This window comes from Frankia sp. AgPm24 (assembly GCF_023243055.1).
Taxonomy (GTDB): Bacteria; Actinomycetota; Actinomycetes; order Frankiales; family Frankiaceae; genus Frankia; species Frankia umida.
Genome location: NZ_JALKFW010000221.1, coordinates 54088 through 77232, shown reverse-complemented (window position 1 = coordinate 77232; position 23145 = coordinate 54088). Strand labels below are relative to the sequence as shown.

Below are 23145 nucleotides of genomic sequence, written 5' to 3'. Positions count from 1 at the left end.
CGGGGCACCCCCCCCCGCCGGGGCCCCGCCCCCCCCCCGCCCTGAAGGACGGGGCCTACGCGCTACGTTTCCCGGTCACGGCGATCGCGTCGCGGGCGGCCCAGGCGCGGGCGCGGGCGAAGGAGCCGTCCCAGTCGACCGGGCGCAGCAGTTCCCCAGGAGCTTCGGCCGTCTCGCCCTCGCCGGCAGGGTCCGCCCCGTCGGCGGGTCGGATTCGGGTTCGACGGTTCCGCGGAACCGTCGGCGGGCTCGGCGGCTGGGGTGGCAGCGTCTCGGCCAGAGTCAGCGGAGCGCTCCGGGTAAGCCTCGCTCGGCGCGTAGGACACGGTCATCCTCCGGGGCTGCTGGACTTGCGGTCGGCGGAACTTCAGAACTCCTGCGCTTCAGAAGTCCTGCGCATCTGAGCTGTACATCATATTCGCGCCACTGCCGATTCCCCGCATCGGCGCGGGAGACACACCGTGACGAGACGGCGATCCGCTGGCTCGACGAAGCCGACGGGACGGTCAACCCCAGGTTCGCGGCTCCAGCGTCCGGCGCTGGAGCCGAGCGGACGTTTGGGACGGTGAGCTGGGCGAACACCCGGACGCCAGGCCACCCTACGGGGCAACCTTTGGTTGTCTCGCAATGAGGGCATGCCCGGCCCACCCTCGGGCGATCCGTACAGCTACGCTCTTCGTCATCAGGTGAGGAAGAAGTGGCACGGTCCGACAGGGGGGTGAGGCCGTGGCTGATATTCATCCTGCCCACGACGAGCACGACACCGCCGGCAGCGCCTTCCTGGACGACCCGGACGACATTCGCGATCTTCGTTCGGCATGCATCGAATGCCTGCACGATCTCTCGACCGCCAAGATCGTACTGAGGGAAATCAACTTCCCAGCCGCGAGGTTTCCGGCTGACGCCGGCTCGATCGAGATCTTCTGGAATCTGGTTTTCGGCGAGCTCAGAACCGGGATCATGGATCATGATCAGGCATACCGACGGATACTCGGCGAGCTCGTGCGCCGCTACCCAGCCGATCGCACCGTCCGTCGCCTGAACGAGAAGTACCCCAAGCCCCGAGTACTTCCCCCCAGCACGGAGACGTTGACCCGGGAGGAAGGTTCCGGAGCCACACCGAACCACGGCCGGGAGCGGGGCCGACTCGGCTGGCGCAGAACGGCGGTCGCCGGGGTCCTCGTGCTGGCACTGTTCTGCGGCCTGCTGGTCGTCCTGGCCCTGCGGGACGGGAAGGGCTCGTCCTGCACCGCGCCGAAACACAGCGCGTCGCACCTCGAGCGGCGCGACGGCGAATGTATCGGGTACAGCGACGGGGCCTACGTGTTCGGCGAATACGGCAATGACCACACCGACCGATCTCTGGACGACCTGGTGGCCGTCCAGCACCTGATCAGAAGGCAGAACACCTGCGCCGAGACCCTCCGCCGGCACAGTCAACAGTCGAATCGACCATTCGTCACTCTGATCTATTTCGCGGGGCTGAGTTCATCGAGCAACGAGGGCGGGAACTGGGCTGCGGCACAGGTCAGCGAACTCGAAGGCCTGCTGATCTGGCAGCGGCACCAGAACATCGTCACGCATAATCCCCCAGACTCGTCGTGTCGGCCAGCGCCCCCCGACACCAGCAAGGCGAGCTCACCATCATATCTCGGTGAAGACACTGAGCAGAGCGGTCCGATCGTGCGGGTCATCGTCGCCAACGGCGGGTCAGAAATGAGATCGGCGGATGTCGTCGGTCGCCTGTTGGTGCGCTTCGCGAGCAACCCTGATGAAAATGTCGGCGCGGTCATCGGCCTGGACCGAACGATCCCGCAGACGAAACAGGCGATCAGCGATCTGGGGCAGGCCCGAATCCTCACCATCGCGACGACGCTGAGCGGGGACAACCTGACCACGCTCTCACCGTCCTATTTCCAGCTCGTGCCACAGAACACCCGCCAGGCCCAGGTCGTCACCCGCTATGCCGCCTGGACACAACGTCGCCAGATCGACATCTACTTTCCGAACCAGGACTGTTCGGGCAGCAACATTCCGCCGACGGATGACGACTACATCCAGAGCCTGGTCTTCGACACGCAGGCGGCCGCGCGAGCGAGCGATGTCCGCGGCCAACCGCTGGAGGTGTCGCTACATGGCTGGCAGCGGGCCCGCACCTGCCAGGCCAAGGGCGATCTCCAAGGGTACTTCGCCGCTGAATGCAGCCGGCTCGGCAGCAACGGCGGCGGGCGGGACCACCTTGTGTACTACGCGGGCCGGCACGCCGACTTCGGCGACTTCACTACCGGAATGGCCGGCTGCCTGGACACGGTGGCCGGGCCAAGCTCCAACGGCGTTCTTGTCCTGGGCGACGACGCGGTCGTCCGAAATTTCACACAGCTGGGTGGGTCCGGGTCCGGCCGTGTGATCTTCCGATTCATCTCCAAGGGGCCGGCACCGACGCTCGCCGGGGAGTCCTGCGCCAACGGCAAGCTGGCCGGTATCATGGCTGCGGGAAAATTCCCGTTCAAGTTGGACTCCGACCTGCCCGAAATGTGCACACGGCTGAACGCCATGTTCTCCTACATCACCGACACCGCTTCTCCTCCCGCCGAGCCGGTGGCACCAGGATTGACCAGCACACCGGCGCTGAGGCGGCCGGTCACGCAGCGGTGGGTGGACGAGCGCATCGCTCTCGCCTATGACGCGGCGAAGCTCACCCTCAACGCGGTCTGCCGCACCAGCATGGACCTCAACGCCAGTTGCCAACCCGAGCGCACCGACCGAATCGACACCCGCGCCGTCCAGAACTGGATCCAGCACGCGCCACAGAGCGGGACGACCGGCACGGTCGATTTCGCCACCAACCGCGCCGCCGACGGCAAGCAGCTCGCCATCCTGCGCGTCGATCTTGGTCGTCAGGCTCTTCCCGATGCCCGTTGGCCCCCGCCGTCGGTCACCGAGCTCGAGGACGACCCCCAGTCGACCTGCAAGTTCGTCCTCCGTGGCATCCCGCCGGAGGCCACCGACTGCCTCGGCAACGCCCTGATCCCAGCCAGCCGATGAGCCACCCCATGGCCGCCGATCCGATCCCGGCCCGCTCTGGACGAACAACTCTCCGGGCTGCGTCAGCAGCCAAGCTGGAGGGCTGTCAGCGGGCGCCCGGAAAGAGATTCACAGCGTCGCGAGAGCGGGCCGGGTGGTCACCAGCGCCGGACCCGTCCTGCCTGCCGGCGCCCGCCGACGCCAGCGCCCCGGACTCGAGTGACCATCTGGGTGAGAGCACCGAGCAGAGCGGCCGATCGTGCGGGTCACCGTGGCCAACGGCGGATCGCAGATGCGATCCGCGGCGAAGGTCGCCGGGCTGCTGATCCCCTTCGCCCAGGACCGCGAGCAGCATGTCGCGAGCAGCATGGGCCTGGATCGGACGCTCACGTCGACCAGGGAAGCCATCCGGGCCTTCGGCGATGCCGGAATCGTCACGATCGCCACCACGCTCAGCGGGGACAAGCTCATCGAACTTTCCGACTCCTATTTTCAGCTGGTGCCGCAGGACACCCGCGAGGCACTCATCGCCGTCCGCTACGCCGCCTGGACCGGCCGCTCCCAGCTGGACGTCTACTTCCCGAACCGGGACTGCTCCGGCAGCAACATCGCGCCCGACAACGACGACTACGTCCACGACCTCGTGTCCGATGTCCAGACGGAGGCGGATGTCATCAGTGTCCACGGACAGCCGCTCCAGACCTCCGCGCACGGATGGACGCCGGCGTCCTGCCACCCGTCCGATGGTGATCTTCAGGCGAACCTCGTCCGGGAACATCGTCTTTCGCGTCATCTCCAAGGGTCCGGCGCCGATGCTCGCCGGTACGTCCTGCGCGAACGGCCAACTCGCCAGGATCATGGAATCCGGACGTTTCCCGTTTCAGCTGGCCGCTGATCTCCCGCAGATGTGCACCCGGCTGAACGCCATGTTCTCCTTCACCACCGGCACCGCGGGTGCGCGCGCGGACGCGGATGTCTCGGCGTCACCGGTGCTGCGCCGGCCGGTGACCCAGTGGGTCGACGAACCTACCGCTCTCGCCTACGACGCCGCGAAACTGACCCTCAACGCCGTCTGCCGCACGGCCGACATCCCGACACTCGCCAACCGGTACGCCGACGAGGAGAAACCAGCCGACGATCTCAATGCCGACTGCCGTCCCGGACGCACGGACGCCCTGGACATCGCGCAGCTACGCGCCTGGATTCGCGATCGGGTGATGATCGGAGCGACCGGGACCTTCGCCTACGGCAGCGACCGGGCCGCCAGACGGGAAGCAACTCGCGGTGGTGCGCGTCGACGTCAGCGACAACGAGCTTCCCGACGCCGTCTGGCCTCCGCCACCCGTCACCCGGCTGGAGGCCGATCCCCGCTCCACCTGCAAGTTCGTCCTTGGCGGCACCCCGCCGACCGCGACCGACTGCCTGAACCGTCCGCTGGTGACGCCGGACGGCCGAGCCGGCTGAGTATCGCCGCGGCTCAGGCGTCTGATGCGGCGGCGGCCGGCTGACAGCGGCCCGGTGCGCGGTCGCCCTGGCGTCGCGGGCGGCCCAGGCGCGGGCGGACGAGCCGGCCCAGCCGGCTGTCACAGCGGTGCGGCTCCCACCGGGCGCCCGAGAGACCGCGATCAAGCGTACACTTTTCTGTACGTACAGATTCCTGTACGAGATGGAGGGCGCCGTGAAGACCATGACCTACACCGAGTCGCGCGCGCGATACGCGGAGGTTCTGTCCGCGGTGGCGGATGACCGCGAGGAGATCGTCATCACCCGCGCCGGTCACGAGCCGGTCGTCATCGTGTCCCTGGACGACTACCAGTCCCTCAAAGAGACCGCCTACCTGCTCCGCAGCCCAGAAAACGCGCGCAGGCTGGTGACGTCCATCGACAGACTCGAAAACGGCGACGGCATCGTTCGGGACATGATCGAGTGAAGCTCATCTGGGATGAGAACTCCTGGGAGGACTACCTGTGGTGGCAGGCCCAGGATCGTAAGATCCTCAAGCGCATCAACACCCTCATTCAGGACATCGCCCGCAACGGCAACGATGGAATTGGCAAACCAGAACCCTTGAAACATGGATTTCAAGGGTACTGGTCCCGTCGAATCAACGACGAGCATCGACTTGTCTACAAGACAAGCGGAGACGAGATCCGAATCGCCCAGTGCCGGTATCACTACTGATCATTTTTGCCTGACTCGTGGGACACGGTCGCCCTCCAGATCACAGCGACAGCGGCACAGTCGACCGGGCCGTCGTGCGCGTGGATCAGGTGCGCCGGCGACCACCCCTGCGATTACGAAGGACCCCACGACGATTCCAACACTTTGACATCCATCGAATCGAGCCTTAGCCTCACGCCCGTGACGATTCGACAGTCATCGAACGACACCGCTGCCGGTGCCCCGTCCGCCGCGACCACCCTCGGCGCCGCTCCCCCGACCAGCCCCGATCCCCCGACCAGCGCGGATCCGCCGACCAGCGCCGCTGCGCCGATGGTCCGTCCGCGGGGAACCGGCGAGAGAGGGCTGCGGGGATGGCAACTCGGAGTGCTGGCGGCGGGGACGTTCACACTCGGGGTGGACGGGTTCGTGCTCAGCGGGCTGCTGCCGTCGATCTCGAAGGACCTGTCGGTCGGGGTGTCCACGGCGGGGCAGCTCACGACGATCTTCTCGATCACCTACGCGGTCGCGTCGCCGGTCGTCGCGACGCTCACCGGGCGTTACGACCGGCGGGTGCTGCTCGGTGGTGGTCTCATCCTGTTCCTGCTCGGGATGGTCGGCCAGGCGCTCGCGCCGTCGTACGCGGTGATGGCGGTCGGGCGGGCGTTCGCGGCGGTCGGGGCGGCGGCGTTCCAGTCGAACGCGTACATCATGGCCGGGGTGCTCGCCGGGGAGGAACGGCGCGGACGGGCGTTGGCCGCGGTCACGGCGGGGACGTCCCTGTCGACGGTGCTCGGGGTGCCGTTCGGGGTGCTGATCGGGCAGTGGTTCGGCTGGCGGGTCGTGCTGTGGATCATCACGGGGCTGGCGGCGATCACGGCGCTGTGCGTGCCGCGGCTGCCGGCGGCGCAGGTGCCGCAGACGTCGATGCGCACCCGGCTCGGCGTGCTGACACGCCCGCCCGTGCTGCTGGTGCTGCTCACCACGGTCGGCCTCGTCGGCGCGCCGATCCTGCTGATCTCCTACCTGCCGGTCGTCCTCGGTATGGACAGCGACGACACCAGTCTGGTGCTGGTCCTGCTGGCGTTCGGTGTCGGCAGCCTGGTCGGTAACCGGCTGGTGGGCCGGCTGGTCGACAGCCGCGGTGCGCTACCCGTCCTGCTGCTCGGTGCCGGCGGGATGACCTGCGCGTTCACCGTGCTGATCGGCACGCAGGCCTGGTACGGCGCGGCGATGGTCACGATGTTCGCCGTCGGCGCCTTCCAGGGGCTGTCCATCACCCCGCAGCAGCACCGACTGTTCGTCGTCGCCCCGGACGTCTCCGCCGTCGCCCTCGGTCTCAACGGCTCGGCGATCTACGCCGGTGCCGCCGTCGGCGCGGCCCTGGGCGGCCTGACCGTCGACCTCTCCGGCGCCTCCACCATCCCGGCCGCCGCCGCGCTGCTCGGCGCCGTCGCCTTCGTCTACAGCGCCCTGACCGCCCCCGAACGGCGCCTGCGCGGGTCGGTCACCTCCACCGACCGGTCCGAAGGCGGTGCCGGAGTCGTCCGGGATCAGGCCGGGTAAGGCCCCGTCTGGACCCATGGACCTTGGACAGTGAGACACGGCCAAAGCCGGTCGACCACGCGACGGAAAACCAGCGAAGAGAATCCTCATGTGACGCGCACGACCAGGGATCGAGCGCACCAGCAACCACGGGATTAAAGTCAGGCGAAGCAAAGAACCCGAATGACGGGGTTTATGTAATCGGGAAACCGGGGCCGGCAGCCACATTCCGACTCCACACCAGCAGATCAGTGCGCCGAGAGCCGCCCGTGGCGCGCCCGTGGCGCGGGGTCCGTCTCCGCCTCGGCAGCCGGCGGGATGAGCTCAGGGGTCAGGATGGCCGCGAGCAGGCCCGGGAAGCGGACTTCGAGGTCGTCGTGACGGATGGTGACGATGCGGCGGCGACCATCCGCCGTCGTCGTGGTGAGGCCGGCCTCGCGCAGAACGCGGTAGTGGTGGGAGATCGTCGGCGGGGTCACCTCGATGCCGGCGGCGATGGTGGCACAGTCGATCGGATCGCTGTGGGCATAGATCGAGCGCATCAGCGTGAGGCGGACCGGATCGGCCAGTGCGGCCAGCACCGTGACCAGGTTGATCGAGTCACGGCCTGGCTGCGGGAGCTGACGTGCCATCACCGGCCTCCTCTCCGGCCCTGTGATCACGAAGGGCCACCCCGGGATTTCAACACTTTGACAACCATCGAATTAAACCCTACCGCCGCGCCAGGACACCACGCCACGCCTGGGTCTGGGTCTGGGTCTGGGTCACATCGATGTTCCCATGGCACAAACATGTGCCTTCTTCCGCCCGCCCCGAGGGGCGGCCATCATCACCATCGATCACGGTAATGCTGGTCGCCCCATCGAGGAGTTCCCGTTCATGACCGAATCGGCCCCGCAGGCACAACAACGGCCCGGCGGTCGGGCGCGACGCTGGCTACCACTGGCCATGTTGTGCCTGGGGCAGATGATGATTGTCATCGACCAGAACATCGTGAATGTGGCGCTGCCCGTTCTGCAACGGAGCCTGCATTTCTCGGCCACCAGCCTGGTCTGGGTGGTCAATGCCTATGTCATCCCGTTTGGCGGGCTGCTGCTGTTCGCCGGGCGACTCGGTGATCTCATCGGCCGCAGGAGCGTCTTCGTCGCCGGTGTCGCGCTGTTCGGCGCCACCTCCCTGCTGTGTGGCCTCGCCACCTCCGGGACCGCCCTGATCGTCTTCCGGTTCGGGCAGGGGATCGGTGGCGCGGTGGCGTCGGCCTGCATCCTGGGCATGGTCACGGCGATGTTCACCGAGCCCCGGGAGCAGGCGCAGGGAATCGCCGCCTACAGCTTCGCCTCCGCCGGCGGCGGCACGGTGGGCACGCTCGCCGGCGGCGTACTGACCGACCTGGCCAGCTGGCACTGGATCTTTCTGGTGAACGTGCCGATCGGGGCCGTGGTCGTGGTCGGCGCGCTGCGCACCGTCAAGCGCGACAGCGGCCCGGGCCTGGCCCGGGGCGTCGATCTGCCGGGTGCGCTGCTGGTCACCGCCGGGTTGATGCTGGCCGTCCACACGATCGTCCACGCGGATCAGGTCGGCTGGGGGTCCGTCGCCACCCTGGTTCTCGGCCCGCTGGCGGTCGTCCTGCTGGTCGCCTTCGTCCTTCGTGAGGCGACCGCGGCGCGACCGCTGCTGCCGCTGGGGATTTTCCGGTCCCGTTCGGTGTCCGCGGCCAATGCGGTGCAGTTCCTGCTGATCGCCGGCCTGTTCGGTCTGCTTTATTTCGGCACCCTGTATCTGCAGCGTGTGCTCGGCTACAGCCCGCTGCAGGCCGGACTGGCGTATGTCCCGATCGCGGTGACGATCGCGGTGGTCTCGCTCGGCCTGGCCGCCCGACTGACCATGTCGATCGGCCCCCGCGTCATGCTGATCGGTGGACTCACACTTGTCGTGCTGGGTTTCGTCGGCCTTTCGTTCGCCCGCGCCGACGGCACCTACGTCGTCGACTTCCTGCCGGCATCCGTCCTGCTGGGCTGGGGTGCCGGTCTGGCCATGCCCGCGGCCATGGGGCTGGGTATGTCGGCGGTGACACCCCGCGACGCCGGTATCGCCTCGGGCCTGTTCAACACCAGCCAGCAGATCGGCGGTGCGATCGGACTGACCGTCCTGAACGCTTTCGTCAGCACACGGACCACCAGCCTGGTCGCCTCGGGTTCGACGCCGCGGGCCGCCCAGCTCGGCGGCTACCATCTCGCCTTCCTGCTGGCGGCGGCCTTCGCCTTCGCCGCGCTGGTCGTGGCCGCCCTCGTCCTTCGGCCACGGACCGACACTCACCCCGCGTCGGCGGCAGCGCCCCGGCCGGACGGTGCGAGGGCCGAGCGGGCGGCACCCGGGGAGCACCTCGCCGATGCCTGACCCGACGGCCCAGCCGGATGGCATCGTAGGGCTGGTCGACGGGAGTGCCATGCCTGATCTGCCCGATCAGCCCACCAGCAGCGAGCATGCCAGCAACCTCATCGCGCGGGCCTGTCCGGTCACCGAGGTGATCGACCGGGTCGCCGGCAAGTGGAGCATCCTGATCATCATCGCGGTGGCCGACGCACCTGCACGCTTCACCGAACTCGAGCGGGCCATTGACGGGATCAGCCGGCGGATGCTCACGCTGACCCTGCGCAACCTCGAACGGGACGGGCTGCTCACCCGCACGGTCTACGCCACCGTCCCGCCGAAGGTCGACTACCGACTCACGGAGATGGCCCGCGAACTGCTCGTGGCCCTGCAGACCCTCACCGCCTGGGCCGAGCGGCACCGCGGCGACATCACCGCCGCCCGCCTCGACTATGACGCGACCCTCGCCTCCGGCATCCTGCACCCATAGCCACCCTCACCCTCGTGTCACAGCCTTCGCCGCCAGCACCCCCACGCACCCGAGCGTCCACGACACGCGAGGTCAGCCGGGCCGAAGAGCACAGGTGCGCCCCCTGAAGAAGACGTATGTCATTTTCTGCGGGGGCAGGTACTCAGAGCGCGGAGTGCCACTGAAGCTCGTACAGCGGGCAATCGAACGCAGCCACGAAGTTGCCTTCCCCAGGAACAATCCTTCGTCATCCATGGCTGACCTGCTCGAAGCAATAGGTCGACAGCCGCCGGCGCATGGCGGCTTGACTCGTGCGCCGGCGCCGATCAGCTGATGCGCGGCGACATGGTGAAGGACGGGCTGAACGCCGTCCTGCGAGGCGAGGCGTCGCCGGGTCAGGGAAGCGCAAAGTTGCTTTCCGCCGCGGGCAGTGAGTTCGCCCGCAGGCGGATGGCGTCGCGGCCGGGTGGGGCGCCGGTCTTACCTGCGCTCCACGGGCGTTTACGGTCTCCGCCTGTCCGGCGGCGACCCTGCGTCCTTCGGTCCTGATGTTCCGGGCCGCGTTGACGTCCCGGTCGTGGACGGTGCCGCAGGCCGGGCAGGCCCATCCCCGGACGGCCAGCGGAGGAGATCATGCGGGCGGTATGCGCCGACTTCGACGTCGAACCGGTCGAGTTCAACGGCGGAGGCGACCACGTCCACCTCCTCGTCACCTTCCCGCCCAAGGTCTCCCTGTCGAAGCTCGTCAACAGCCTCAAAGGCGTGTCGCCCCTGCGGATGCGCCAGGAGTTCCCCGACCTCGTCCGCCACCACTGGCAGGCCAACCGGCTCTGGTCCGGCTCCTACTTCGCCGGTTCCGTCAGCGGACCGCCACTGTCGATCCTCCACCCGCACACCAACCAGCAGCAACACCCGACGTAGAGCACACTCAAGCGTCGTCGCCGTGACACGTTCCGCGCTCGGCGCGCTCAGAAGCCGAGGTCGCGACCGATGATCTCTTTCATGATCTCGTTGGAGCCGGCCCAGATGCGGGTGACCCGGCCGTCCATCCAGGCCTGGGCCGCGCGGTACTCGGTCATGTAGCCGTAGCCGCCGTGCAGCTGCACGCAGGAGTCGAGCACCTCGTTCTGCACCTGCGACGACCACCACTTCGCCTTGGCGGCGTCGACCGCGGACAGGGCGCCCTCGCTGTGCGCGGCGACGCAGGCGTCGATGAACGCCTGGGCGACGTCGAGCTGGGTGACCAGTTCGGCGAGCAGGAACTTGTTGTGCTGGAAGCTGCCGATCGGGGCGCCGAACGCGCGCCGCTCACGGGCGTAGGTGATGGTCTCGGCGAGGATCGCGTCGGCGTGGGCGAGGTTGGTGACCGCACAGCTGATCCGTTCCTGCGGGAGGCGTTCCATCATCGCCACGAAGCCGCGGTCGACCTCGCCGAGCACCGCGTCGGCGCCGACCCGAAGGTCGGTGAAGAACAGTTCGGCGGTGTCGGCCTCGTGCTGGCCGACCTTGTCGAGTTTGCGGCCGCGGGTGAAGCCCGCCATGCCCTCCTCGACGGCGAACAGGGTGATGCCACGGGCGGGCTTGGCGTCGGGGTTGGTCCGGGCTGCGATGATGACGAGTTCCGCCGAGGAACCGTTGGTGATGAACGTCTTCGACCCGTTGATGATCCAGTCGGGTCCGTCACGCACCGCGGTGGTGCGCAGCGCCGCCAGGTCCGATCCGCCGGACGCCTCGGTCATCCCGATCGCGGTGACGATCTCGCCCGCGCAGAACCCGGGCAGCCAGCGTTCGCGCTGCTCCGGCGTGGTGAGTTCGACCAGATACGGCGCGACGATGTCGGTGTGCAGGCTGAACGAGGTGGCCACGCCCAGGCTCGCCTTCGCCAGCTCCTCGAGCCAGACGGCGTTGAACCGGTAGTCGCCGACACCGCTGCCGCCAAGCTCCTCGGGGATGCCGACGCCGAGGAAGCCGGCCTCGCCGGCCTCCCGCCAGGCGGCGCGGTCGATGAGCCGCTGGGTGAGGTAGGTCGGCAGCCCCGGCTCGATGGTCCGCTCGACGAAGGCCCGCACCGACGCGCGGAACAGCTCATGGTCGGCGTCGAACAACGTCCGCTGCACCCTGACCTCCCCTGCACACCAGCACTGTCACGCGCTGTAAGGGTACTGCCCGGGCTGCGGACTCGCTACGGTCGATCTGACGACGGCATGGCAGACGACAGCGCAGGAGGCAGTGACCCATGCGGTATCGCAAGCTCGCCCGGACCGGTGTCGAGGTCAGCACCCAGTGCCTGGGCGCGATGATGTTCGGCCCGATCGGCAACGACGACCAGGACGAGGCCGTCCGCATCATCCACCGGGCGCTCGACGCCGGGATCAACTTCATCGACACCGCCGACGTCTACTCCCAGGGCGTCAGCGAGGAAATCGTCGGCCGGGCCCTGCAGGGTCGCCGGGACGACGTCGTGCTCGCCACGAAGTTCTTCAACCCGATGGGAGACGAGCGCAACCGCCGCGGCGGCTCGCGGCGCTGGATCATCCGCGCCGTCGAGGACAGTCTGCGCCGCCTCGACACCGACCACATCGATCTCTACCAGATCCACCGGCACGACTGGGACGTCGATCTGGAGGAGACCCTCGGTGCCCTGACCGACCTGGTGCGCGCCGGCAAGGTGCGTTACCTCGGATCGTCGACGTTCCCGGCGGACTGGATCGTCGAGGCGCAGTGGGCGGCACGGCGACGCGGCAGCGAACGGTTCGTCTGCGAGCAACCGCAGTACTCCATCTTCGCCCGCAGGATCGAGGAGGCGGTGCTGCCGGCGGCGCTGCGCCACGACGTGGGTGTGATCCCGTGGAGCCCGCTGGCCGGCGGCTGGTTGACCGGCAAGTACCGCCGCGGCCAGGACATCCCGGGCGGTTCGCGCTACGGCAAGGACGGCCCGTTCGCCCAGCGCCGGGCCGATGCCGACCTCAACGACGACCCGAGCACCCCCGTCCGCTATGACGCGGTGGAGTCGCTGGTCACCATCGCCGAGCAGGCCGGTCTTTCGCTGACCCACCTGGCGTTGGCGTTCGTCGACGCGCATCCGGCGATCACCGCGGCCATCATCGGTCCGAAGACGATGGCCCAGCTCGAGGACCTCCTCGGCGCCGCCGACGTCGTCCTGGACGCGGCGACCCTGGACGCGATCGACAAGGTCGTCCCGCCGGGCACCGACATCAGCGGTGTGAACCACTTCGACCGCAGCCCCGCCCTCGACCCCGCCCGCCGCCGCCGCTGACCCATCCGTCCACCCGGCCCTGCTCCTGCCGCGTGGTCATGCGGTGAACTCGATCTCCGCCTCGGTCTGGTAGCCGGTGGCGAGATCGATCGCCTGCACCCGGATCACCGTCTCACCGAAGATCGTCCTGACGTCGATGGCGCGTTCCCGGGCGGCGTACCGGCGTGTTCCGGCGTCCGGCAGATAGATGGTCACGAAGCCGACCTGGCTCACCCGGTCATCGTCGACATAGCGCGGATCGTCCCCGTCCGAGGCGAAGAACGACAGCCTCATCTGGGTCTGGTCGCCCTCGCGGGGATAGACCCGTGAGGTTTTCTCGCTCCCCACCGGAATGATCTCGCCGCGTCGGACCAGGACGCGGAACCGCCCCTTGCACAGGGCCTTGCCCTCCGCGTTGAGATACAACCGCTCAGGGGGATCAAGGGCGGAATCGAACGCGTCCAGCAGGCCGAAGCCGTACGTCCGCGCGGCCACGCGGGAACGGATGCGGGCTGGATTGTTGCCGTACTGCACGGCGCCGAACAGGACGGCGTTCTCCGGTCGCGGTGGCACGAACAGCCGGGCCCGGCCCTCGACCACCGCCGCGAGCCGGTGCTGCAGATACCGCGAGTTGGCGAAGCCCCCGACGAGGTAGACCGCCGTCGGCGGGTCCGGCTCACCCGGCCCGCGCGTGTGGGCCTGCTCGGAGATCCGACTCAGCTGCTCGTCCACCAGGTCGCAGATAGGGTCGACCGACGTGTCGAGCAGGGCCCGGGTTCTGGCCGCGGACAGCAGGATCGCCTCGTTCTCCCCGTTCTGCGCGGCGGCGAGCCGCGTGCGCGCCGACCCGGGCAGCGCCTTCCACAACCGCATGGACAGCTCGATGCGCACCGGTGCGCGCTGCGCGAGGTCGAAGACGTCGCGGGCCTTCTCCCAGGCCCGCATCAGTTCGTTGACGGCCTTCGGTTCCGCCTCCACCAGGCGCAGCAGCGTGGTGCGCCCCAGCCGCTCGGCCAGCACGGAGACCGTGAACTGTCGGGTGATCCGGTTCGCGCCGGACGTGTCGCCGCTGGCCACGCCGATCTGGTCGAAGGTGCCGTCGGCCCGCACCACCAGCGGAACGAGGTCGGTGGTACCGCCGCCGCAGTCGACGATGACGAACCGGGAACCTGGCCGGTGCCGGGGTGCACCCAGCCCGGCGACCTGGGCCGGGCCGTCCGAACCGACCGGGCCGACCGGGCCGAAGCCGCCGGCGCGGGCCTCACTGGCCATGCAGTACAGCGCGGCCACCTCCGGTTCGAGCACGATCGACAACCGGTGCGCATCGGCGGGGAAGCCCGCCGCCGCGGCGGTCCGGCGCATCACCTGCCGGTCGAAGTCACTCCAGATCGCGGGCACGCTGAGATACCAGGTGATCGGCAGGTCGCCGTACCCTGCCCGCTGGATGTGCTGACGGGCGACGATGTAGAGCTCGTGCAGGTAGGCGGCGATGAGGTGTTCGGTCGACCGACCGGTCTCGTTGCGACCACCCTCGGCCTGGCTCGGGCTGCTCCCCTGCCCACTGCCAGCACGCCCGCCCAGGCCGCCACCCGGCCCCACACCCGGTGCCATGCCCGGATCGGCGGCGCCCGGACCGTCACCGGAGGCCAGCCGCATCTTGAAGTCGACGGCGAAGCCGCCGGCCCGCTCGCCCCCGTCGGTGTAGCGGTTGAGCGCCTCGTAGCCCCAGGCCAGGGTCTCTCCCCGGCCGTCCAGCAGAATCGCGCTACGGTTCTTGGGATATCCGGAATCGGCACCCGGCCACTGGTCGTTGCAGTTGATGTCATGGCTCGGGATATACCCGCCGGACAGATTCGTCAACGCCCACGCATACCCGGATCCGAAAGTGCCGAAATCAACGGCGGCGACAATCGACGGCGCTGCTCCGTGCACCTACATCCCCATTCTGCGAAGAATTTCCTGTTCCAGGATGAGCTCACGTTCCGTGCGTGCTGGCGGTTCACCACTGTGGCCGGCCGACGGCTCGTCCAGCCCGGCGCCCAGCACCGCACCGCCGTTGAGCACCCGGACGAGGTCGGCCGCGGACGGTCGCATCGTCGGCGACTTGTGCAGGGCACGCTCGACCACATCCCGCAGCGGCGCTTCGAGCCCGCGCAGGTCCGGAGCCTGACCGAGTGTGCGGTGCCGGCGCTGCTCGTAGCCTCCGTCACCGAACGTCGGTCGACCGGTACCGGCGAAGGCGACGGTGGCTCCCCAGGCGAAGATGTCGACCTTCGCCGTCGCGGGTCTGGAGTCCAGGATCTCGGGGGCGATGTACCCGAGGGTGCCGACGAAGGTCGAGATCCGGTCCGGTTCGTGGGGGCTGTCCGCGACCCGGGCCACGCCGAAGTCGATGACACGGGGGCCCATCGACGACAGGATGACGTTCTCCGGTTTGAGGTCACGGTGGATCAGCCCGACCTGGTGCATCGCCTGCAGCGCAGTGGCCAGCACGAAGGCGAGCTGGTCGAGTTCGGAGCCGACGATCGGCTGGCCGTGGCGAATCCGATCACGTAGCGTCTGACCCTTGACGTATTCGGTCACCAGGTAGGGCGAACCGCCGTCGATGTTGAAGTCGAGTACCTGGGCGGTGTGCTGGCGGGCGATGCGCCGCGCGTTGGCCGCCTCCTCGCGAAAACGCCGTAGGTACTCGGCGTTGGTGGCGAGATCATCTTTGATCATCTTGATGGCCACCGGCCGGCCCACCGGATCACGCCCGAGATAGACCCGGCCCATGCCGCCCTGGCCGAGCAGACCGTCGACCCGGTACGGCCCGATCTGCCGCGGATCCTTCGGGCCAAGCCCGTACCCGCCGCCACTCATGTCGGCCTCGTACCGACACCGACAACGGCGCCGACAGCGACTTCGGCCCGGAGACCGGGAAACACACCGACCCGTACGCCGAGCCTGGCCGGAGCCTGCGAGCTCGCTGATCCGGCGAAGCTCCGCCAACGATATGCCAGCGGGCATGGAGACGTTCGGCACTGGTGGAACACGGGCCCCCCGATCCGTGTCCGAAACGCGGAAGAACAGCAGTTTTCTCGGGAACTATAGCATCCTAGCGCATCGACCCAGGAATGCCGGCGGAGGCTTATGCAACCAGCCGCGAGACCGGGAACCGGCCGGAACGAGCCGCCACCCGTGGGAAACCGGCGGAATCCACCGGGAAGCCTCCGGCCCACGTCCGACACGTGCGGGCGTGGGGCGTGACGTGCGGGCGTGGGGCGTGCTCTGACAGCGAGCTGTCAGGGGATCATCTGCGCTGGCAGCGGGACGCGGCGTGCGATCGTCAAAAACTGTCGGTGGTGGCGGGCATGCTGGCGGGCATGACGGTTCGAGACGAACACACGATCCCCGCGATCGTCGCTGACGGCCTGGTCAAGCGGTATGGCGAGACCACGGCGCTGGCCGGAGTCGATCTGGAGGTGCCGGCCGGCACCGTCTTCGGCCTGCTGGGGCCGAACGGTGCGGGCAAGACGACGGCGGTGCGGGTGCTCGCCACCCTGATCAGCCCGGATGCCGGCACCGCGCTCATCGGCGGGTACGACGTGCGCCACGACAGCCACCGGGTGCGCCGGCTGATCGGGCTGACCGGGCAGTACGCGTCGGTCGACGAGATGCTCACCGGCTCCGAGAACCTGCTGATGATCGGCCGGCTGCTCGGGCTGTCCCGCCCGCAGGCCAGGCAGCGGGCCCGTGAGCTGCTCGCCGAGTTCCGGCTGTCCGACTCGGCCGACCGGCCGGCGAAGACCTACTCCGGCGGGATGCGCCGGCGCCTCGACCTGGCCTCGAGCCTGGTCGGGCGGCCCCGGCTGCTCTTCCTCGACGAGCCGACCACGGGGCTCGATCCGCGCAGCCGCAACGAGATGTGGGAGGTGGTGCGCGACCTCGTCGGCGTGCACGGGGTCACGGTGCTGCTGACCACGCAGTATCTGGAGGAGGCCGATCAGCTCGCCGACGACATCGCGGTGGTCGACCACGGCCGGATCATCGCCCAGGGCTCACCGGAGGAGCTCAAGCGGCAGACCGGTGCGCAGACCCTGGCGGTGCGCCCGGCCACGGAGACCGATCTGGCGCTGGTCGTGTCCACCGTCGCCGCCGTGGTCGGCGTCGATCCGGAGGTCACCGGCACCCTGGTCAGCGCCCGGGTCACCGATCCGGCCGCGCTGCCCGCGGTGGTACGCCGCCTCGATGACGCCGGTGTCACCGTCGGTGAGATCACTCTGCGCAGTTCCAGTCTGGACGAGGTCTTCCTCGCCCTCACCGGTCATCCCGCCGACGAGGCGGCCGCCGCGAACGGTGGCCACCCCGCGGCGGCCACCGGGGGCCCGTCCGAGGACGGCGCCCGCTCGAGCACCCACGACGATGACGACCCCGCCGCGCGGATTCCCGCGGCTACCAGGAGCTGACCGCCATGTCCACGCTGACCGCCGCGCTGCCCGAGTCGTCCACCCACCGGGAGGTCTGGCCCGATCCCGGCCCGGCCCGGGTCAGCCCGTTGGAGACGCTGCGCCATGTGCGCACGCTGGCCTGGCGCAACCTCGTCCAGGTCAAGCACAATCCGATGGAGCTGATCGACTTCAGCGTCCAGCCGCTGATGTTCCTGCTGCTGTTCACCTACGTGTTCGGCGGTGCGATCTCCGGGTCGACCAGCGAGTACCTGACGTTCGCGCTGCCCGGCCTGATCGTCCAGAACACCCTGTTCGCCACGTTGAACACCGGCACCGGTCTGAACACCGACCTCACCAAGGGCGTGTTCGACCGGCTGCGGTCCCTGCCGATCGCCCGTTCGGCGCCACTGGCCGGGCGGATCCTCGCGGACCTCGCCAAGCAGGTGTGGGCCATCGGCATCCTGCTCGGCCTCGGTTACATCCTCGGCTTCCGGATCGAGACCGGCCCCCTGCAGGCCCTGGCCGCGGTCGCGCTGGTCGCGCTGTTCGCGCTGTGCGCGTCGTGGATCTCGGTGCTGGTCGGGATGCTCGTCTCCGAGCCGGAGAAGGTGATGGTCTTCGGCTTCACGCTGATCTTCCCGCTCACGTTCGTCAGCAACGTGTTCGTCCAGACCAGCACGATGCCCGGCTGGCTGCAGGCCTTCGTCAAGGTCAACCCGGTGACGTCGCTGGCCGACGCGACCCGCGGGCTGTTCGTCGGCGGCCCGGTGCTGACCCCCACCTGGCATGTGCTGGTGTGGGGCGTGGTTCTGGTCTCGGTGTTCGCGCCGCTGGCGGTGCGCGCGTTCCGACGGCGGGTCTGACCGCCGGCAACGGTGGTGGCCGGGGCATCGACGCGATGATGCACACCCGCGGACGCCCGGTCGACGCCTAAGATCGACACCGGTACCGCCGGTGCCGTAACGATCACGGGAGGGAGTCCGCGTGATGAACGGTTCCGATCTGCTGGCCGACGCGTTCGGGCGCGTGCGCGACGAGGTTCGCGATGGCGTCGCCGGGCTGAGCGGTCTGACCCTCGGCGTTCGCGTCGACGGCTCGGCGAACTCGATCGCCTGGCTGATCTGGCATCTCACCCGGGTGCAGGACGACCACATCGCCGAGGTCGCCGGTCTCGATCAGGTCTGGACGGCCCAGGGATTCGCCGACCGGTTCGGTCTGGAGCTCGACACCGCCTCCATCGGCTACGGGCACACGTCCGCGCAGGTGGACGCGGTCCAGGTCGATGATCCCGATCTGCTCGTGGCCTACCACGAGGCCGTCCACGACCAGACCGTCGCCTACCTCGCCACCCTCACCGAATCCGACTTCGACCGGATCGTCGACCGGCGCTGGGAACCGCCGGTCACCCTGGGCGTCCGCCTGATCAGTGTCGTCGCGGACGACCTTCAGCACGTCGGCCAGGCCGCCCTGCTGCGCGGCGTCCTCGAACGCCGGGGAGCCTGAGCCCACCATGGCCCGCCGCTACGTCACCCGTGACGGTCGGCCCGTCGACCTGGACCTCTGCGAACCCGCTGCCGTGCTGCACCGCGCCTACGTCGCCCCGCTGACCATCGAGACCATCATGCGTGACGCCGGCATCGCCCATCCCCCGCCCATTCCCCCCTGGCCCGCGGTCACCGCCGACGGAGACGTGGAACTCGCCGATCATGCCGAGGACGGAAACCATCCGGACAATCCGGATGCCTCCGATCAGTAGATCGGATCGTCGGTGGGATCGAGGCATAGGAGTCAGGGCTGGCGGGAGTCAGGGCTGGCGGGAGTCAGGGGTTGGGGGTGCGCCAGAGGGTGCGCAGCTCGGCGTCCCAGTCGACGGAGTCACTCTCGCGGCCGCTGGGAACCTGGGCCTCGATCTCGGCGAGGAAACGGGTGACCACGGAGCGGGGCAGCTCCAGGTCGGCCCGTCCGGACGGGCTGGACAGCGAGACGGTCACCACCGCGCGTCCGTGCGAGCGGTTCGGACGAATCCGCACGTCACCGGTGCCGGCGCGGCTCTGGGTGCCGTCCGCGAGCAGGGACCGCGCGAAGATCCAGGTGATCGACTCGCGGGCGGGGCGCAGGATGAGCTCGACCGCGAACGGGTCGGCCGGGTCGTAGCGCAGGGTACCCGCGACAGCCGCTCGGGCCCCATCTTCCGTCACGAAATCGGCACAGAGGTCGCGCACCACGACATGCGCGGGCGTCGAGCTGTGACGGAGCATTCGCTGCCTCCCAACACGATCGGAACCGACCCTGTCAGCATCGCTGCCGTGACGGCTTCGTCGCACTCCCCGTGGGACCCGAGTCCACAGGCGGAACAACCCTGCGGCCACGGGCCGGTCGGCCACGCGAGCGTGCCACGGCGGCGTCCGGCGCAGGTCGCAGGTGCGGACGTGGTGGGACGCGGGTGGCTCAGGCCCAGGTGTACAGGTCGCGGGTGAGGTAGGGACCGAGATTGGTGGCCTCCGGCGGGGTGCGCTCCCGAGCCACCCCGACGATCGCGCCGTTGGGCCGCACCCGACCCAGCTGATCATCCAGCTCGTGGTGCTGGCCGGTATCGGGACGCTGCACGCTCGCCCGCCACTCGCCGGACGCACCCACCGTGGTCAGCGGCAGGGCACCGCCGCTGGGGACAGCCCGGCCGCCCCGAAGCACGATCACCTGGCGGAGCACCTCGGAGATCATGCGCTCCACATCGGCGGACGGGCCAGGACCGGTCGCGAGATCACCGGTGAGGCTGCCGGCGGCCGGGACGCCCGAGGTGGCCGAGGCGGCCGGGACGTCCGGAAGAGGGATGGTGAGGGTGGCGCGCAGGAGCCAGCGTGGCCCGTCGAACCCGAGCACCCGGACGAGCCGGCGTTCGTCGCCGGTGCCGGCGAGAAGGCACAGTTCGGGGCCACAGGGGCCGGCCGTCTCCTGGACCGGGCCGGCCGCGGCGTCGGCGGGCAGGCCGGCGATGGCGAGGATGGCCCGCGAAGAGATGCTCAGTCGCGCGCGCAGGGCGCCCCACAGCGGATGCGACCGGGGTGCGGCGAACGCGGCGAGGACGAGTTCGATCTGGCCGAGCCCGACGACCGCGACGGTCTCACGCTCACCGCGGGCGGTGCGCCGACCGGACACGCCGACCGTCGAACCGGGCCGCACCGGGACGACGAGCGAGCCGAGATCGACCCGCGGCCATCCGTCGTTCGGGGCCTCGGCGAGGTCGTAGGGGCCGGTCGGGGTGCCGAGCCCGAAGCCGGACCCGTGCGCGGATTCGGGCCCGTGCTCGGGCCTCTCCGGGCCTGGCTGCGCGTGGGAGGCACGTGCCTGCCGAGATGATGCCCATCTGCCTGGCCGCATGTGCGTGCACCCCCTCGCCGTCCGCACTCCCATGGTGCGGGTTCGCGGCCCCCCTGTCGACCACCGCGTCGGATCGGTGACAGTGGGCCGGTGGATGTTCGGGGTCGGGGGCACCTCCGCCGGGTACCCGCCGATCGGACAGCGGGTAGGTTCGGGTGAGTGAGCGGAGTTCGACCCCACCTGCCGGGGCACGCGATCATCCAGGCGGTGACGGAGCCAACCGTCACCGCGACGGCACCGCTGAGCGACATCACCGACTGGGCCCGGGGTAGCGGCCTCGAGATCGTCATGCTGCTGACCGGGGCAGTGCTGCTCACCCGACTGGCCACCTGGATCGGCAACCAGGTCACCAGCCGGATCGACGTGCAGTCCACCCAGGACCAGATGGTGCGCACCGAGGCGGCCAAGCATCGCCACGCCGTCGCCCAGGTGATCACCTGGGTGGCGCTGGTTCTCGTCTACAGTCTGACGGCGGTGCTCGTCCTGCAACGGTTCGGCGTGCCGGTGACCGGTTTCGTCGCGCCCGCGACGATCGTGGGTGTGGCCCTGGGCCTGGGCGCGCAGCGCGTCGTGCAGGACATGCTCGCCGGGTTCTTCCTGATCGCCGAGCGACAGTACGGCTTCGGCGATCTGGTTCGGCTCTACGTCTCCGGTGGCCCGGGGACGGGCTCCCTGGGCACCGTCGAGGAGGTCACGCTGCGCATCACCCGGCTGCGGACGTCCAGCGGTGAGGTCGTCACCACGCCGAACGGGCAGATCGTCCAGGTGATCAACCTGTCCCGGGACTGGGCCCGCACCGTGATCGACGTCCCGATCCCCGCGACGGCGGACGTCACGACCGTCAGTGATCTGCTCAACCGGGTCGGCGTCGAGGCGTACACCGACGAGGTGCTCCACGACCTGCTGCTGGACGCCCCGTCCGTGATGGGCGTGGAAAGCCTGGACCTCGACGAGTACCGCATCCGCGTCGTCGCCCGTACCCAACCCGGCCGCCAGTTCGAAGTCGGACGAACCCTGCGGGCCCGCATCTCCACCGCTCTCAAACGGGAGGGCATCACCGTCTCCGCGGACCTCGACACGGCCGCGCCCTCCGCCACGTGAGGATGCCATCGTGACCCCGCCCGCCGGCGAACGCGTGCTCCGCTTCGCCCAGTCGATCCACATGCGACGCTCGACCGCCGCACTGATCGTCTTCCTCCTCGCCACCGCCGCCGTGTACCTGGTGGCCCGCCCGATCCCGGCTCGTGTCGCGCAGGCCCGCGCGGCCGCCAGCACGACCGCCGCCACCGACGAGGGCACGACGACGACCACCACCACGACCACCCGCACCATCACCCGGGCGACCGCCTCCCCCACCACGGCCGCCCCCACCCCCGATCCGTCCGCGACCCCGACGCCGACCGTGGCCCCCACCCCGACCGACCTCACGCCGAGCCCGTCCACCGATGGTGGCCTGTTCGGCTCCGTCGGCGCGAGCCCCACCGCCACCGCTGGTACCGGTTCGTTCTCGAGTTCCGGCGTGGTGGCACCGGGCTTCACCACCAGCACCCCCTGACGCCCCACCCGCGATCAGCACCGCAATCCGGAAAGCGCCTGTTCATTCGCAAACCGGTCAGTCGCGGCACTGTCATCGAATCCGGCCAGGGGCGGGTGCGGAACCGAGGCCCCGAATCCTTCGCCAGGTTTCGGCAGGATCGTTCGGGTGCCAATCTCCTCGGTGATGTGGCTGTTCGGACGAAACAAGTGACTGATTCGACGATCGGATGGGCCCATCCGATCGGGATATTGTCAAGCTGACGGGGTACACGAAGGTCATGACGACGCCGCCCCCCAGCCATCCGTCCACGGGCGGCGCACCGCAACCGGCACCTGGCCAGACGAGCGGCTTCCCCGTGAACACCCGCCCACAGCCAGGCTTCCCGCCGACCGGCGCACCGCCCGCCGCCACGTCCTATCCCGCCCCCTCAGACCCAGGGCCTGCCGCGCCCGGCCCCGCGGGTCCCGGCCCCGCGGGCAACAGGTTCGGAGGCACCGGTCCGGGCCCTGGTGATGTCGGCCAGGGCCGTGGTTCCAGGAATTCGCGCGGCGGTGCTGGAGGTTCGCCCGCACGGCCGGATATTCCGCATACCCGCACCAGTCGGGCATGGACGAGCCTGATACTGTTCTCAGTCGTCCTGATCGTTCTGCTGATATTCATTCTGCAGAATCTGGACGATGTGAAGGTGTCGTTCCTTGGCCTGAGCGGCACGCTGCCGCTCGCCGTGGCCATGCTGTTCTCCGCGGTCGCTGGTGCACTGCTCGTCGCCATCCCCGGTGTCGGTCGGATGATTCAGCTTCGTCGGACCGTCCGGCGCGTGGCGGCGAACCCGCCTACCGGACCGAACCAGGTCGGACCGAACCCGACCGGTCCGAACCAGACTGGTCCGAACCCGGCTGGCGGGATGCCCGCCGGCCCGGCCCCGGAAAGCCGGCGTTCCGGTGTCACCACGAAGCTCAGGCATCGACGCTGATCT

General features: G+C 69.3%; 24 protein-coding genes. 17 read left to right on the top strand and 7 right to left on the bottom strand.

Annotated elements, in window-relative coordinates:
* The first annotated feature begins 1182 nt into the window (after positions 1 to 1182).
* From MXD61_RS26225 to MXD61_RS26200, 6 genes are all read left to right on the top strand, one after another.
* Complete coding sequence (locus MXD61_RS26225; RefSeq protein WP_248816083.1) at positions 1183 to 3045, top strand: hypothetical protein; 1863 nt, start codon at positions 1183 to 1185, stop codon at positions 3043 to 3045.
* Positions 3046 to 3283: 238 nt separating this feature from the next.
* Positions 3284 to 3919: a hypothetical protein gene (locus tag MXD61_RS26220; protein ID WP_248816082.1), complete on the top strand. Its 636-nt coding sequence runs from the start codon at positions 3284 to 3286 to the stop codon at positions 3917 to 3919.
* Complete coding sequence (locus MXD61_RS26215; protein ID WP_248816081.1) at positions 3837 to 4532, top strand: hypothetical protein; 696 nt, start codon at positions 3837 to 3839, stop codon at positions 4530 to 4532. Before MXD61_RS26220 ends, MXD61_RS26215 begins: the two co-directional genes overlap by 83 nt.
* 170 nt (positions 4533 to 4702) lie before the next feature.
* Positions 4703 to 4954, top strand: a complete 252-nt coding sequence (locus tag MXD61_RS26210) for a type II toxin-antitoxin system Phd/YefM family antitoxin (RefSeq protein WP_372512073.1) — start codon at positions 4703 to 4705, stop codon at positions 4952 to 4954.
* Positions 4951 to 5205 carry a Txe/YoeB family addiction module toxin gene (locus MXD61_RS26205; protein ID WP_248816080.1) on the top strand — a complete coding sequence of 85 codons (255 nt, stop codon included), beginning with the start codon at positions 4951 to 4953 and terminating at the stop codon, positions 5203 to 5205. Before MXD61_RS26210 ends, MXD61_RS26205 begins: the two co-directional genes overlap by 4 nt.
* A gap of 180 nt (positions 5206 to 5385) precedes the next feature.
* Complete coding sequence (locus MXD61_RS26200; protein WP_248816079.1) at positions 5386 to 6750, top strand: MFS transporter; 1365 nt, start codon at positions 5386 to 5388, stop codon at positions 6748 to 6750.
* 227 nt (positions 6751 to 6977) lie between these two features.
* On the opposite strand, the gene MXD61_RS26195 is transcribed toward MXD61_RS26200, so the two are convergent.
* On the bottom strand, positions 6978 to 7361 hold the full coding sequence (locus MXD61_RS26195; RefSeq protein WP_248816078.1) for a helix-turn-helix transcriptional regulator: 384 nt from the start codon (positions 7359 to 7361) through the stop codon (positions 6978 to 6980).
* Positions 7362 to 7608: 247 nt separating this feature from the next.
* Between MXD61_RS26195 and MXD61_RS26190 the strand changes: the two genes are divergently transcribed.
* Entirely contained in the window at positions 7609 to 9126 is a 1518-nt protein-coding gene (locus MXD61_RS26190; RefSeq protein WP_248816077.1) for an MFS transporter, read from the top strand.
* Between the two features lie 49 nt (positions 9127 to 9175).
* Positions 9176 to 9589 carry a helix-turn-helix domain-containing protein gene (locus MXD61_RS26185; RefSeq protein ID WP_248816076.1) on the top strand — a complete coding sequence of 138 codons (414 nt, stop codon included), beginning with the start codon at positions 9176 to 9178 and terminating at the stop codon, positions 9587 to 9589.
* Positions 9590 to 9815: 226 nt separating this feature from the next.
* Here MXD61_RS26185 and MXD61_RS29045 read toward each other — a convergent pair whose 3' ends face one another.
* Complete coding sequence (locus MXD61_RS29045) at positions 9816 to 10190, bottom strand: zinc ribbon domain-containing protein (RefSeq protein WP_374629598.1); 375 nt, start codon at positions 10188 to 10190, stop codon at positions 9816 to 9818.
* A gap of 11 nt (positions 10191 to 10201) precedes the next feature.
* Between MXD61_RS29045 and tnpA the strand changes: the two genes are divergently transcribed.
* Positions 10202 to 10489, top strand: coding sequence for an IS200/IS605 family transposase (gene tnpA / locus MXD61_RS26175; RefSeq protein ID WP_374629595.1), 288 nt, complete (start codon positions 10202 to 10204; stop codon positions 10487 to 10489).
* Positions 10490 to 10536: 47 nt separating this feature from the next.
* On the opposite strand, the gene MXD61_RS26170 is transcribed toward tnpA, so the two are convergent.
* The gene (locus MXD61_RS26170) at positions 10537 to 11685 is read right to left on the bottom strand and encodes an acyl-CoA dehydrogenase family protein (protein WP_163550454.1); all 1149 of its coding nucleotides are present in this window, start codon (positions 11683 to 11685) and stop codon (positions 10537 to 10539) included.
* A gap of 119 nt (positions 11686 to 11804) precedes the next feature.
* Between MXD61_RS26170 and MXD61_RS26165 the strand changes: the two genes are divergently transcribed.
* Positions 11805 to 12845, top strand: a complete 1041-nt coding sequence (locus MXD61_RS26165) for an aldo/keto reductase (protein ID WP_248816075.1) — start codon at positions 11805 to 11807, stop codon at positions 12843 to 12845.
* A 36-nt stretch (positions 12846 to 12881) separates the two neighbouring features.
* Here MXD61_RS26165 and MXD61_RS26160 read toward each other — a convergent pair whose 3' ends face one another.
* Positions 12882 to 14684, bottom strand: coding sequence for a hypothetical protein (locus tag MXD61_RS26160; protein WP_248816074.1), 1803 nt, complete (start codon positions 14682 to 14684; stop codon positions 12882 to 12884).
* Positions 14685 to 14756: 72 nt separating this feature from the next.
* Complete coding sequence (locus MXD61_RS26155) at positions 14757 to 15686, bottom strand: serine/threonine-protein kinase (RefSeq protein WP_248816073.1); 930 nt, start codon at positions 15684 to 15686, stop codon at positions 14757 to 14759.
* Between the two features lie 503 nt (positions 15687 to 16189).
* Between MXD61_RS26155 and MXD61_RS26150 the strand changes: the two genes are divergently transcribed.
* The 4 genes from MXD61_RS26150 (at position 16190) to MXD61_RS26135 (ending at position 19010) form a co-directional block, all read left to right on the top strand.
* Complete coding sequence (locus MXD61_RS26150) at positions 16190 to 17272, top strand: ATP-binding cassette domain-containing protein (RefSeq protein ID WP_248816072.1); 1083 nt, start codon at positions 16190 to 16192, stop codon at positions 17270 to 17272.
* 5 nt (positions 17273 to 17277) lie between these two features.
* Positions 17278 to 18117, top strand: a complete 840-nt coding sequence (locus MXD61_RS26145) for an ABC transporter permease (protein ID WP_248816071.1) — start codon at positions 17278 to 17280, stop codon at positions 18115 to 18117.
* 124 nt (positions 18118 to 18241) lie between these two features.
* Positions 18242 to 18757 (top strand): DUF664 domain-containing protein, encoded by a 516-nt coding sequence (locus MXD61_RS26140; RefSeq protein WP_248816087.1) that lies wholly within the window; start codon positions 18242 to 18244, stop codon positions 18755 to 18757.
* A gap of 7 nt (positions 18758 to 18764) precedes the next feature.
* Positions 18765 to 19010, top strand: a complete 246-nt coding sequence (locus MXD61_RS26135; protein WP_248816070.1) for a hypothetical protein — start codon at positions 18765 to 18767, stop codon at positions 19008 to 19010.
* Positions 19011 to 19074: 64 nt separating this feature from the next.
* On the opposite strand, the gene MXD61_RS26130 is transcribed toward MXD61_RS26135, so the two are convergent.
* Both MXD61_RS26130 and MXD61_RS26125 read right to left on the bottom strand, forming a co-directional pair.
* Complete coding sequence (locus tag MXD61_RS26130) at positions 19075 to 19512, bottom strand: SsgA family sporulation/cell division regulator (RefSeq protein ID WP_248816069.1); 438 nt, start codon at positions 19510 to 19512, stop codon at positions 19075 to 19077.
* 190 nt (positions 19513 to 19702) lie between these two features.
* The gene (locus MXD61_RS26125) at positions 19703 to 20632 is read right to left on the bottom strand and encodes a DUF3710 domain-containing protein (RefSeq protein WP_248816068.1); all 930 of its coding nucleotides are present in this window, start codon (positions 20630 to 20632) and stop codon (positions 19703 to 19705) included.
* A gap of 195 nt (positions 20633 to 20827) precedes the next feature.
* Between MXD61_RS26125 and MXD61_RS26120 the strand changes: the two genes are divergently transcribed.
* From MXD61_RS26120 to MXD61_RS27790, 3 genes are all read left to right on the top strand, one after another.
* Positions 20828 to 21733: a mechanosensitive ion channel family protein gene (locus tag MXD61_RS26120; RefSeq protein WP_372512076.1), complete on the top strand. Its 906-nt coding sequence runs from the start codon at positions 20828 to 20830 to the stop codon at positions 21731 to 21733.
* Positions 21734 to 21743: 10 nt separating this feature from the next.
* Complete coding sequence (locus tag MXD61_RS26115; protein ID WP_248816066.1) at positions 21744 to 22187, top strand: hypothetical protein; 444 nt, start codon at positions 21744 to 21746, stop codon at positions 22185 to 22187.
* A gap of 208 nt (positions 22188 to 22395) precedes the next feature.
* Positions 22396 to 23142, top strand: a complete 747-nt coding sequence (locus MXD61_RS27790; RefSeq protein ID WP_308222854.1) for a lipopolysaccharide assembly protein LapA domain-containing protein — start codon at positions 22396 to 22398, stop codon at positions 23140 to 23142.
* The last annotated feature ends 3 nt before the right edge of the window (positions 23143 to 23145 follow it).

Coding starts and splice junctions, on each gene's coding strand:
- MXD61_RS26185 (WP_248816076.1), top strand. CDS start 9,176: ATGCCTGATCTGCCCGATCAGCCCACCAGCAGCGAGCATGCCAGCAAC.
- MXD61_RS26140 (WP_248816087.1), top strand. CDS start 18,242: ATGAACGGTTCCGATCTGCTGGCCGACGCGTTCGGGCGCGTGCGCGAC.
- MXD61_RS26195 (WP_248816078.1), bottom strand. CDS start 7,361: ATGGCACGTCAGCTCCCGCAGCCAGGCCGTGACTCGATCAACCTGGTC.
- MXD61_RS26125 (WP_248816068.1), bottom strand. CDS start 20,632: ATGCGGCCAGGCAGATGGGCATCATCTCGGCAGGCACGTGCCTCCCAC.
- tnpA (WP_374629595.1), top strand. CDS start 10,202: ATGCGGGCGGTATGCGCCGACTTCGACGTCGAACCGGTCGAGTTCAAC.
- MXD61_RS26135 (WP_248816070.1), top strand. CDS start 18,765: ATGGCCCGCCGCTACGTCACCCGTGACGGTCGGCCCGTCGACCTGGAC.
- MXD61_RS26155 (WP_248816073.1), bottom strand. CDS start 15,686: ATGAGTGGCGGCGGGTACGGGCTTGGCCCGAAGGATCCGCGGCAGATC.
- MXD61_RS26165 (WP_248816075.1), top strand. CDS start 11,805: ATGCGGTATCGCAAGCTCGCCCGGACCGGTGTCGAGGTCAGCACCCAG.
- MXD61_RS27790 (WP_308222854.1), top strand. CDS start 22,396: ATGGGCCCATCCGATCGGGATATTGTCAAGCTGACGGGGTACACGAAG.
- MXD61_RS26130 (WP_248816069.1), bottom strand. CDS start 19,512: ATGCTCCGTCACAGCTCGACGCCCGCGCATGTCGTGGTGCGCGACCTC.
- MXD61_RS26150 (WP_248816072.1), top strand. CDS start 16,190: ATGACGGTTCGAGACGAACACACGATCCCCGCGATCGTCGCTGACGGC.
- MXD61_RS26190 (WP_248816077.1), top strand. CDS start 7,609: ATGACCGAATCGGCCCCGCAGGCACAACAACGGCCCGGCGGTCGGGCG.
- MXD61_RS26145 (WP_248816071.1), top strand. CDS start 17,278: ATGTCCACGCTGACCGCCGCGCTGCCCGAGTCGTCCACCCACCGGGAG.
- MXD61_RS26215 (WP_248816081.1), top strand. CDS start 3,837: ATGCTCGCCGGTACGTCCTGCGCGAACGGCCAACTCGCCAGGATCATG.